This window comes from Dyella sp., from assembly GCF_035508675.1.
GTDB lineage: Bacteria > Pseudomonadota > Gammaproteobacteria > Xanthomonadales > Rhodanobacteraceae > Dyella_B.
The window spans coordinates 1-10,933 of record NZ_DATJMN010000241.1; the positions used below are offsets into that span (position 1 = coordinate 1).

Genomic DNA, 10,933 nt, shown 5'->3' on the forward strand with positions numbered 1-10,933 from the left:
GTTGGCGGTAAGGCTGTCGTTTTCGTCGATCGTCCACACCGACTTGGCCTGGATGCGGTCGATATGGTTGTAGCCGTCGCCGCGCCATTTGTCGTCCGAGTTGCGCGATATGGAAATCCAGCTGCGGACCGGGCCGATCGCGCCGGTGTTGATGCGCAGGTAGGTGCTGCGTGCATCGTCGCTGCCGAAGGTCTGGCCGGCGTAGACGTTGAAGTTCTCCGTCGGCGTGCGGGTGATGAAGCTGATGTGGCCGCCGACCGCGCCCAGGTCCGGCATGTCGAGGTCGGCCGAGCCTTGCGTCACGTTGATCGATTCGTAATTGCGCGCTTCGCCGTATTCCGAGGCATACGGCACATAGTTGCCGGCATCGTTGACCGGCACGCCGTCGAGCGTGACGCCGATTTCGCTCGCATTGAAGCCACGGATCGTATAGCTGCTGGCATCGGTAAGGCCGAAGCCGTCGCTGGAGGCGGAGTTCACGCCCGGCGCGCTGTTGATGATCTGCGTGTAATCGGCGGTGATCGGCACTTCGGCAATCGCCTGCGCGGTAATCGTCGATACCTGCTTGGGCTGATCCTGTACCGCCATCAGGCCGCCGGCCAGCGATTGCGCGTTGACGTTGACGCTGGAGAGCGTGGTGCTCTTGTGCGTCTTGTCATTCGCGGTGCCGTTGCCGGCATCCGACGCGGGCGCGTTGTTGTCGGCATGCGCGATACCGGTGGCGCCCAGTATCAGGGCCGCAGCCACGGCAAGCCAAAGCGGTTTGTGACGACGAACTGCGGATGTGTGCATGCCTGGTTTTCCCCGGAACGAAATGTGCCGGCCAACAACGCGTGCCCAGTCCCTGCCGGCACCCGCATGGCCCGTGATGACAAATGAAGCACCGCAGAAGCCGGTCTACCCGCCGGCTCCCTCCCAATGCTGCGATGTAACAATTTGTTTATCGTAAGGACGCGATCTTGTCTAGATCGCATGCTTGGCCCTGCGCGCGCTGGGTCGAGATGTGCAAGGAAAGCGATTGAATTTTCGGCAATAAATATTTTGGAAGATTTTTCATCCGGCCGCGCCATGCGAAAACATGAAAATGGACTTACGGTGTGCTTACGCAACAAATTGCGAACGGCTCGTTTGAAACGCCGGCCGCCGCAGACGAAGGCCTTCGGTTGCTAAGGCGCCTGCCAGTCATGAATACTCGGGGCAGGATGCACCGGTCTGGACGTCCAAACGCTTCGAAGGGGAAGGCATGAAGATCCATCGTTCGCTGCTCGCCGCGGTGCTCGCGTTGCAGCTTGCCGCTTGCGCCACCACGCCGGCACCGGCCGTTTCCTCCACCTTGCAGGGCGATGCGGCGCATCCGGCGCAGACGCAAAACTGGGTGGACACCAAGCTGTACTTCGGCTTGGGTCCCGCCGATCACCCGGAGCAGGGCATCAGCGAAGCGCAATGGCGCGCGTTTCTCGACAAGGAAGTCACGCCGCGTTTTCCCGACGGCCTGACCGTGATCGACGTGTACGGGCAGTGGCAGGGCAAGCAGGAATCCACCCCCGAACGCCTGCATTCCAAACTCCTGGTGATCTATTACCTGGATAGCGCGGACAACCGCGGCAAGGTCGAAGCCATTCGTGCGGCGTGGAAGCAGCGCACGGGGGATCAGTCGGTGTTGCGGGTGACGCAGCCGGCGGATGTGTCGTTCTAGCGGAAAGTTTGTTGTTTACCTTGATCGAACTTCCTTCTGCGGTGGTGTCATTTGATATCAAATGCTCGTCATTCCGGCGAACGCCGGAATCCAGTGAAATGCCGTGCACAGCACACGAAATAAAGGGTTTGTGTGCTTCGCACGACGTATTAACTGGATTCCGGCGAACGCCGGAATGACGAATCGCTTCGGAACAGCATTCGTGTGATGCCCGACTTCGCTCACACGCAGCAAGAAAAATGCAGGGATATGCCAACGCCCGTATCCCTAACCACATGAGACAACCCGTGACCCCAACCGCCAGCAAACTCCCCCACGTGGTCAGCGCCGATTTCAACGGCTTCCTCGGCCTGCTGGTGGACAACCTTTCCGTGATGGCCTTCCTCGCCACCGCGCTGATCGGCATCTTCGGCTTTCCCGCCGACCTGGTTTACACGCGCATGTTCCCCGGCACCACGCTGGGCATCCTGCTCGGCAATCTGGCGTACACGGTGATGGCGCGGCGCGTGGCCCGGCGCACCGGTAACGCAAACACCACCGCCATGCCCCTGGGCGTCGACGCGCCCACCACCATCGGTATGGCGCTGCTCGTGCTGGGGCCGGCCTTTCTCAGCTACAAGCAGGCGGGCATGGATGAGCACGCGGCGGCGATCGCCACCTGGCAGCTCGGCATGGCTTCGCTGGTGGTGATGGGCGTGCTGAAGACGGTGCTGTCGATTTTCGGGCCGATGGTGCAGCGGCATGTGCCGCGTGCGGGCCTGCTGGGTTCCATCGCCGGCATCGCGCTGGTGCTGATGGGCTTTCTGCCGCTGGTGGAAATCATGAAGGTGCCGGTGGTCGGTTTCGCCGGCCTCGGCGTGGTGTTGTATGCGCTGGTGGCGCGCGGCCATATGCCGTGGAACCTGCCCGGCGTGCTGGTGGCCTTCGTGGTGGGGGTGCTGTTGTATGAAGTGCTGGGGCCGCTGGGCTGGCTGGGGCATGGCTATCACCCGATGGCTGCGTGGCAATGGCGCTTTGCCTTGCCATGGCCAACCTTGCAATGGGTGCATGGCTTGCCGCTGACGACTCCGTACCTGTCGCTGATCCTGCCGTTCGGCCTGCTGATGGTGGTGGGCGGCATCAACGTCACCGAGAGTGCCCGCGCGGCTGGCGACGACTACAACACGCGCGACATCCTGCTGGTGGAAGCGCTGGCCACGCTGGCCGCCGGATTCTGCGGCGGCGTGGCGCAAACCACGCCCTACATCGGCCAGCCGGCGTTTCGCGCAATGGGCGCGCGCACCGGCTACACCTTGATCACCGGCATCGTGGTCGGCCTGGGCGGCATCTTCGGTTACCTGTCCAACCTGGTGGAAATGCTGCCGTTGGCGGTGCTTGCGCCGATCCTGGTGTTCATCGCCATCAGCATCACTACGCAGGCGTTCGAGGCCACGCCCTTACGTTATGCGGCAGCAGTGGTATTCAGTTTCTTTCCGGCGATTGCGCGCATGGTCGCGATCAAGCTGGGCGATCCGACCTACGTCGCGCCCGATCATTTCGCGGCGCTATACCACGATACCTCGCAAGGCATTTCGGAGCTGGCGGTGATCAACGTGCTCGGCAACGGCTTCATCATCACCTCGATGATCTGGGCCAGCTTTGTGGTCGCCATGATCGACCACAAGCCGCGCCGCGCGGCGTGGATCGCTTTGCTGGGTGGTGTGCTGAGCGTGTTCGGCATCATCCATTCGGTGATGCCGGCCGGCAATTTGTATCTGCCGTGGACGCTCGATCCGGCGATGCGCGCGATTGCCTTCCAATTTGCCGGTGCCTATCTCGCCCTGGCCGGCGTGCTGCTGGTGTTTTCATTCTGGCGCGGCGAGCCGGGTGCGGCTCACGCGTAGCAAAAAAACGGCGCCGTCAGTCGTCAAAACGCGCGAATTGGCCTGAAGAGATAGCTTTTGCTGCAATGCGTACCGAATGCGTGCATGCTGTTGCATGTCATTTGCGACACATCACGGTAATCATGGGCGAAACCATTCATGCTTCTCGCCTTTCATGCACCACCAGCATCGAACACAGGGGGGCCTAATGATCGAGCTGGAAATACAGGCACTCGCGCTTGCGCGCGAGGGGTTGCTCATTGACGTGGGACGATGCGCTGCCGCGTGCGGCTTTGCATTGGTGCGGCAGCGTTTGGCGGATGATCGCAACGGTGTGCTGCTCACCATGGTGGTGCGCGGGCTTGCACGCAAACAGCGTGCGCTGGAAGCGGCGCTGGATAAACTCGAGCGCATTATCAGCTTCGAGATTTCGCCGGTGCTGGAGGGGCATTCGAAGCCGCATTTCGCCGCGTCGCGCTCGGTCGCTGCCAACTACGTGCCGCCACCGCCGCCTGCCGAAACATCCAAGCCGGCCGAAGCCAAGCCTTCGACCAAGGCGCCCGATGCCGTGCCGCCAGTGAGTCCGCCGTCGGCTGTGGACGCCTCGCAGGCCTTCGTAAAGCCGCAGCCATTGTTGCTGTCCGAGCCGGCGCTTGAAGCGGAACCCGAGTTCGTCTTCATGCGCACGCCGGCTCCAGCGCCAGCCGTGGCCGCGCCACCGGCGGAACCGTTCAAGGAATTGGTCCAGCTCGATGCCGACCAGGCTGCGGTGGAAAAACTGCTGCCAAAAATGATCGGCGATTACCCGCAGGTATTCCCGTGGCTGAAAAAGCTGGAGCAAGCGGTGGAAGAGGGGGCGCGTGAATCGTCGCTGGCGCTGGCCGGCCAACGCATCGGCGCCTGGCTGTTCGAGCGCAACCATGCCACGAGCTCGAAGATCGCCCTGGACGAGGCGATGGGACGCATCGGCATCCCGGCTTTGCGCACGCTGGCGGAGGTGGATTATTCCGGCAATCAGCTGCATATCCGCAACAGCCCGTTGTGCACGGAAGAAGGCCGCTCGAGCTGCAAGTTCTTCAGCGGTTACCTGGAAGGCTTGATCGGGCCGGCGGTGGCATCGCAAGGCCTGTCGATCTTTGCCGTGTGCTGCCGCAGTTGCGGCGCGGACGAGTGCGTGTTGGCAGTGATGGATTGAAGCAGGCTGGGATGAAATCCCAGCCTGGCGTCTCAGGAATGTTGCTGCGTGGCCTGGGTGCAGGCGCTATAGAAATCGTTGAGCACCTTTTTCACGCCCGTCACTTCGAAGGCGAAGCCGTAGCGGATACCTTGGCGATCGCGCACCCACGCGCCCATTGCCTGCGCCGAAGCCAGCTGCTGCAACTGGTTCAACGGATAGACGCGTTGCATCACCACCGATTCGTCCACCACGGAGACCCCGCCGCGATCTTCCGGCAGTGTCTCTTTTTGGTTGAGTTCGAAATAGGAGTGCTGTTCGCGTGTCACGATGCCGCGAGCACGCACGGCGCCAATCGTGTCATAGGTGGTGAGTTCGGCGCCGCCAGGCTTGCACAAAAAACTGATCTTGTGTTCGCCGTTGCGATCCTGTTGCTTGAGTTCGAGATAAGGTGCGCCTTGCAGATACTTGTAGGTGGCGATCAGATCCTGCCGCCCGTTGTTGGCCAGGCCCTTGGCGATCATCTGCTCGCCGTTGGGCCATAGCGTTGGATCCTGTGCCGGCCCGGTAGGCGCAGGTCCGGTAGAGGAAGCGGTGAGCGCGTCGAGATCGATACCCATCTCTTTCAGATAGGCCGTGACGTCTGCCGGCGTCTGCTGCGCAGGGTAGGTCGGAAAACCGATGCGATCAGTGCCGCTTACCGCCCATCGGTACACGCCGCCGAGATAGGCATAGGCACAGGCGCTTTCGCATATCGCCGAGCGGTTGAAGTAGCTGGCGCTTGTCTGCCGCGGAAGCCGCGGCACGCCCAGGTGCGTCACGATCGAGCCTTGCCGGAACAAGCGGCCCAACGCCATGCCGGCCTCGACGCTGCCGCCGGGCGAATTCAAATAGACGTCCGAACCCGACTTGATGCGGCCCGACCGCATCAACGATTCGAAGCGTCGCGGTGCATCGGGATCGATCGGGCCGTACAGGTAGATCTGCGGTACCCGGGCCACGCTCAGCGTCATGCGGTCATCGTTCACCTGCATGTTGAGCTGGTGGGCGGTTTGCGCGGGCGTCGCTCTTTTTTGCGCCTGCGCCGCAGGAATCAGGCCCAGGCAGGAGGCCGACAGCAGCAGGCAAGCCAAGGGGTGAAAAGAGCGTCGAAAGGTCTTGCGGTACGGCACGAGCATTCCCTGTTTTTAAAGCTGGAAGGACATTGGAGAGCGTGAAGTGTCGCCGGTTTCCAATGTCCCATGGGTGAACAGGGGCCGCGTGCCCGCCAAGGAAGCGGGTGGGCGTGTGCTGTGGTTGAAGCGGAGCATGTATCTCGCGCTCGTCATGATGCGTCTCCTCCCCTACTGCCGCAGGGGAGGGAGCTTTTCGCCTTTGCGGCTTACTTACCCACCACCAGCAGCGTAAATCCGCTCACCGGCTTGCCTTTCTCCGCCACTTTGGCGCCCACCAGATAAACCTGGTTCGCGGCCGTATCCAGCGCCATGGTGCGTGCACTCTTCATGGTCGGCACATCCGCCACCGTGGAGTACTGATCCGCCGAATCCTGGTGATACACGTTCAGCACACCCTCGCGGCTGGAGGCGAACACCTCATGTAATTGCGGATCGTAAGCCGCGGCATCGGGCTTCTTGCCGATCGGCAGCTTGGCCACCTGATGGCCGTCGGTCGCGTCGGTCACGATCAGCCAGCCATTCGCGCAAGCGGAAAATACGCGCTTGTTCGCCACATCCAGCGCCAGGCCGGTGGGACCTTCGCACGGCGCCAGCGACCAGGTGTTCAACACCTTGCCGGTCTTGGTATCGATATGTGCCAGCTCGGCCTTGTCCTCGATGTTGTTGTAGACATTGCCCTGGCCGTCGGCTGCCGCGAACTCGGGGTTGCCATCCAGCGCGATCGTGGAGAGCTCCTTGCCGCTGGCCGGATCGATCACGCTGATATTGTTGCTGTCGCCATTCATGGTCAGCACGTGCGACGTGGCCGGATCGTAGAGGATGGCATCGGGGTCCTTGCCGCTGACGGCGATATGGCCGATCACCTTGAGCGTGTTCAGGTCGATCACGCTGACATTGTCGCCGTGGCCGTTGCTGGCGTAGGCGCGATGCAGGCTGGGCACCAGCGCTACGCCGTGCACATGCTTCATGCCGGGAATCTCCTTTACTAGCTTGCCGTTGGCCGGATCGACCACCATGATCCGGTCATCGCGCGCAATGAACAGGCGATGCGCGGCCTGGTCCAGCGACAGGTAGTCCCAGCCGCCGGTGCCGCCGAGCGCATATTGATGCGTGACCTTGTAGGTATCTGCGCTTTGCGCGGCAGCCCATAGCGGCGTGCAGAGCAGGCCCGCCAGGGCGAGTGCCTGGGCGATTTGCTTTTTCATGTGACGACTCCCGTGGTGGTGTTCCGGCGGAACGTGAATTTCCGCCAATGATGCCTTGCCCAAGCTTATGGAAAGCTTCAAACCTCGGGCCGGCGGCGCCCACCGCCAGGGTTTGCCGTTGCTGCGTGATGACGCGCAGTCCGCAGGCTGGGTGAAATCGGGTGTCGGAAAACCTAGTAAAGCCGGGGCTGTATCCTGGCCTCTGCGCGCCGGCGATACACCCCATAGTTGAGCCCTGCGCACAATACCAACAACGAACCCGTTGCAAAAAACACCTCGGACAGTCCAAACCTTGCACCCATCTGGCCGCCGATCAGCGGCCCGATCACCTGTCCGGCAAACTGTGCCGACTGCAAGTAACCAAGTGTCTTGCCGATGCTGTGCTCATGCACAATGTGCCGCACCAGCTTGCTGATCGCCGGTAACAACCCGGCGATGGTCATTCCCATCAGCGCGCGCAGCAGCGCCAGCTGCCACCATTGCGCCACGAAGGCTTGCGGCACCATCACCAGTCCGGTTGCCAGCAGGCAGCCGACGATTACTTTCCAGCTTCCTACCCGATCGGCGAGTGCGCCGAGGCGCGCGGCGGTCAGCATGCTCCCGAATGCGGAGGCGGCCATGATGATGCCGGCGGTGCGGGCAAGGCGATTGGCGGCGACACCCAATTGCGCCACGTAGACCGTAATGATCGGCTCGATCGACATGTTGGCCAGCAGCACCATCATCGCCGTGACCAGCAGTGCGGCAATAAGCATGCGTTGCCGAGGCGCAGCCGCTTCGCTCCTTGCATTGACCCGGGTTTTGACATCCCGCGCGCGATCGAAATCTTCCCGCACCAGCAACACCGTCGCGGCTGCCGCGACAGCAATCAAGGCGCCGCCGACGAAGAACGTGCCGCGTATACCCACCCATCCCGGCAAAAAACCACCGACCAGCGGCCCAACCAGGTTGCCGGTCAATGCGCCGGTCGACAGGATGCCGAGCGCCCAGCCGGCGCGCTCGCGCGGCGCTTGCGTACCGACCATCACGATCGAGGCCGAGGCGTAGCCGCCGGCCAAGCCGGCAACCAGCCGCAACGCCACCAGTTCGATCACGCTGTGCGCCATGCCGATCAGCGACATCATGATGGCCATGCCGATGGCCGCGCGCACCAGCATCGGCTTGCGGCCGTAGCGATCGGCCAGGTGACCCCATAGCGGTGCCGTAAGGGCAGTGCCCAGAAACGTTGCACCGAACGCGACGCCAGACCACTGCATCACCGCAGCAGACGAGGTTACGCCCAGTTGCTGCACGTATAGCGGCAGAAACGGCAGCAGCATGCTGAGACTGACCAGCGTGGTAAAGGAACCGAACACGCACACCAGCAAGTTGCGTTTCCAGTACCTTGCATTGCGTTCTGCATAACTGGCTGGCGCGCTGGCGCCACCGACGCCGTAAGCACCTGTATCTGCCTGCGCTGACATAGGGGTTGCCTGGTTAGTCGTGTGCAATGGAATCGGTCATTGGTGTTTTGACTGTTGCTGTTTTCGGTACTCGGGCACGGGCAATCCACCCCAGCCCCAGTTTTCCGGCGGCACTTCCTCGATCACCACGAACGTGGATTCGAGCGGCTTGTTCAGCACGTCCAGCAACAGCTGGCTCGTTCCCTTGATCAATGCAGCCTTTTCTTCCGCGGTCAGCGCATGGCGACTTGGGCCTGAACCTTCGCGGGTGACTTTGATAGTGACGATAGGCATGACGATGCTCCTCGGTAGCCGGGCGAGCGTTGCGCTCGCCCGGAGGCTGTCAATGACCGGCGCTCTGGCCGCCGTCGACGTGCAGGATTTCGCCCGTGACAAAACCGGCGGATTCCAGATACAGCACGGCGTCCGTAACGTCGCCGATCTCGCCCATGCGGCCGACCGGATGCAGCGAGGCCAGCGCAGCGTGGGTTTCAGGTGCATGCATCGGCGTCTTGATTACGCCGGGCGCTACCGCGTTGACGCGTACGCCGCGCTTGGCGTATTCGATCGCTAGCGACTTGGTTGCTGCATTCAGGCCACCCTTGGTCAGCGAAGCGAGCACCGACGGCACGCCATCGATGGCGTATTCCGCCAGCGTGGTAGTGATGTTCACGATGTGCCCGCTGCGCTGCTTCTCCATCTCGGCGACGGCCAGCTGCGTGATGTGGAAGAAACCATTGAGGTTGGTGGCGAGGACATTGGCGTAGTCCTCAGCGGTATAGGCGGTAAACGGCTTGGCCACGAACACGCCTGCGTTGTTCACCAAGCTGTCGATGCGGCCGAACCGGTCCAGCGCTTCCTTGATAATGCGTTCGGCCACCGCGCGATCGGCAATATCGCCGGAAATGGCCAGCACGTCTGGGTCGCCGGACGGTTTGATGGAGCGCGAATTGGCGACGACGCGGTAATCGCGATCGCGGAACGCCTTGACCAGGGCTGCGCCGATGCCTTGCGATGCGCCGGTAACGATGGCGACTTTGCGTGAGTTGCTCATGATGACGATCTCTTATAGGAAGGAAGGGAAGCCAGCGCTAGCGCCGACACCTTCAATCTAGGCTCGTCATGCGTGTTATCGAATCCCTGCTATCCGGCAGACACTCTTCCGCGGCGCGGTGGAATCGGCGTGTCGGGCTTGGTTTCCGCATCCCGCGCCAGGCTCGCAAACTGCTTGCGCAGGCGCGGCAGCGCAAAGTCCACGAAAGCGCGTACCTTCGGCACGGAAAGACGTCCATACGGTGAAACGAGATGGACGGGAATCGGTGCGGGTTCCGCATCGGCCAGCACGATGCGCAACAAGTCTTGCTTGATTTCCGATGCTACGTGATACGACAGAAGGCGCGTCACACCGTGCCCATCCACGGTCGATGCAATGGCGGCACGCACGTTGTTCACCACCAGGCGAGGCATGATGGGGACGGATTGCGGTACGGCCGAACCCTCCAGCGGCGGAAACGTCCACGAATCCGTGCCGCTGTGCTGCAAGGCGATCACGGGATGCTTGGACAGATGCACCGGCTCGTCGATGCGCGGATGCGTGGCCAGGTAACGCGGCGAGGCCACGACAACCCTGCGCACGTCCCCGACACGCTGTGCCACCAGTGTCGAATCGGGGAGATGCGTAATGCGCAAGGCCAGGTCCATGCCTTCATCGATCAGGTTGACCGGCCGTTCCAGCAGATACATGCGCACGTTGACGGTCGGATGTTGCTCCATGAAAGCGTCGACGATCGGTCGCAGCAATTCCACGCCGGAATACACGGTGGCGGTGATGGTCAAGGTGCCGCGCGGCACCGACTTCTCCCCGGCGGCCTGGCGATCCGCTTCCTCCAGATCCGCCAGCACCTTCCGGCAGGCCATGGCATAGCGTTCGCCGGCTTCGCTCAGCTTGATGGAGCGTGTGGTCCGGTGCAGCAGCGGTACACCGACATGCGCTTCGAGAAAGGCAATCGCCCGGCTCACCGCGGCTGCAGATCGCCCGGTTTTGCGGCTTGCGCCGGCAAGGCTGCCTTCATTCAGCGCCGAAACGAACACTTTCATGGCGTCGATGCGGTCCATGGGGCATGCCTCGCAGTGATGGAATGGAGCAATGGCTGCGCGGAGTTTGCTACAGGTTTTGTGGCGCGCATAGCAGCGTTGCCGCGCGCGTAGGCTGGGATGAAATCCCAGCAGCGGAGACCTCAATAGAGCTGGGATTTCATGCCAGCGTACTGGCCAATTCGCTTTCCAGCGTCTGCATCAGGGCTGCGGTGGACAACGCTCGCGCCAACGGTGCGCCTTGCCCCGCCCAATGCGCACCATAACCGCTCAAGCCTGCCGCCT

The 10,933-nt window shown here is 62.3% G+C and carries 10 protein-coding genes; 3 read left to right on the forward strand and 7 right to left on the reverse strand.

Going from position 1 to position 10,933, the window contains the following annotated elements:
* Positions 1-792, reverse strand: a 792-nt coding sequence (locus VMA74_RS12690) for a TonB-dependent receptor plug domain-containing protein (protein ID WP_325367477.1), incomplete at its 3' end; no start/stop codon positions are given.
* Between the two features lie 451 nt (positions 793-1,243).
* Here VMA74_RS12690 and VMA74_RS12695 point away from each other — a divergent pair.
* The 3 genes from VMA74_RS12695 (at position 1,244) to VMA74_RS12705 (ending at position 4,753) form a co-directional block, all read left to right on the forward strand.
* Positions 1,244-1,696, forward strand: a complete 453-nt coding sequence (locus VMA74_RS12695) for a DUF3574 domain-containing protein (protein ID WP_325367479.1) — start codon at positions 1,244-1,246, stop codon at positions 1,694-1,696.
* 275 nt (positions 1,697-1,971) lie between these two features.
* Entirely contained in the window at positions 1,972-3,579 is a 1,608-nt protein-coding gene (locus tag VMA74_RS12700; RefSeq protein ID WP_325367481.1) for a hypothetical protein, read from the forward strand.
* 187 nt (positions 3,580-3,766) lie between these two features.
* Positions 3,767-4,753, forward strand: coding sequence for a hypothetical protein (locus VMA74_RS12705; protein WP_325367483.1), 987 nt, complete (start codon positions 3,767-3,769; stop codon positions 4,751-4,753).
* 32 nt (positions 4,754-4,785) lie between these two features.
* Here VMA74_RS12705 and VMA74_RS12710 read toward each other — a convergent pair whose 3' ends face one another.
* The 6 genes from VMA74_RS12710 to VMA74_RS12735 all read right to left on the reverse strand — a co-directional run bounded on the left by VMA74_RS12710 (position 4,786) and on the right by VMA74_RS12735 (position 10,669).
* Positions 4,786-5,904: a hypothetical protein gene (locus tag VMA74_RS12710; RefSeq protein WP_325367485.1), complete on the reverse strand. Its 1,119-nt coding sequence runs from the start codon at positions 5,902-5,904 to the stop codon at positions 4,786-4,788.
* Positions 5,905-6,113: 209 nt separating this feature from the next.
* On the reverse strand, positions 6,114-7,112 hold the full coding sequence (locus tag VMA74_RS12715; RefSeq protein ID WP_325367487.1) for a YncE family protein: 999 nt from the start codon (positions 7,110-7,112) through the stop codon (positions 6,114-6,116).
* Positions 7,113-7,285: 173 nt separating this feature from the next.
* Positions 7,286-8,575, reverse strand: a complete 1,290-nt coding sequence (locus VMA74_RS12720) for an MFS transporter (RefSeq protein WP_325367489.1) — start codon at positions 8,573-8,575, stop codon at positions 7,286-7,288.
* A 36-nt stretch (positions 8,576-8,611) separates the two neighbouring features.
* Positions 8,612-8,848 (reverse strand): 4-oxalocrotonate tautomerase family protein, encoded by a 237-nt coding sequence (locus tag VMA74_RS12725; RefSeq protein ID WP_325367491.1) that lies wholly within the window; start codon positions 8,846-8,848, stop codon positions 8,612-8,614.
* A gap of 49 nt (positions 8,849-8,897) precedes the next feature.
* Complete coding sequence (locus tag VMA74_RS12730; RefSeq protein WP_325367493.1) at positions 8,898-9,608, reverse strand: SDR family NAD(P)-dependent oxidoreductase; 711 nt, start codon at positions 9,606-9,608, stop codon at positions 8,898-8,900.
* 89 nt (positions 9,609-9,697) lie between these two features.
* Complete coding sequence (locus VMA74_RS12735; protein ID WP_325367495.1) at positions 9,698-10,669, reverse strand: LysR family transcriptional regulator; 972 nt, start codon at positions 10,667-10,669, stop codon at positions 9,698-9,700.
* Between the last annotated feature and the right edge of the window lie 264 nt (positions 10,670-10,933).

Bases quoted from the DNA above. Each gene is read 5' to 3' on its own strand.
- VMA74_RS12695 (WP_325367479.1), top strand. From the start codon at position 1,244: ATGAAGATCCATCGTTCGCTGCTCGCCGCGGTGCTCGCGTTGCAGCTT.
- VMA74_RS12700 (WP_325367481.1), top strand. From the start codon at position 1,972: ATGAGACAACCCGTGACCCCAACCGCCAGCAAACTCCCCCACGTGGTC.
- VMA74_RS12705 (WP_325367483.1), top strand. From the start codon at position 3,767: ATGATCGAGCTGGAAATACAGGCACTCGCGCTTGCGCGCGAGGGGTTG.
- VMA74_RS12715 (WP_325367487.1), bottom strand. From the start codon at position 7,112: ATGAAAAAGCAAATCGCCCAGGCACTCGCCCTGGCGGGCCTGCTCTGC.
- VMA74_RS12720 (WP_325367489.1), bottom strand. From the start codon at position 8,575: ATGTCAGCGCAGGCAGATACAGGTGCTTACGGCGTCGGTGGCGCCAGC.
- VMA74_RS12725 (WP_325367491.1), bottom strand. From the start codon at position 8,848: ATGCCTATCGTCACTATCAAAGTCACCCGCGAAGGTTCAGGCCCAAGT.
- VMA74_RS12730 (WP_325367493.1), bottom strand. From the start codon at position 9,608: ATGAGCAACTCACGCAAAGTCGCCATCGTTACCGGCGCATCGCAAGGC.
- VMA74_RS12735 (WP_325367495.1), bottom strand. From the start codon at position 10,669: ATGGACCGCATCGACGCCATGAAAGTGTTCGTTTCGGCGCTGAATGAA.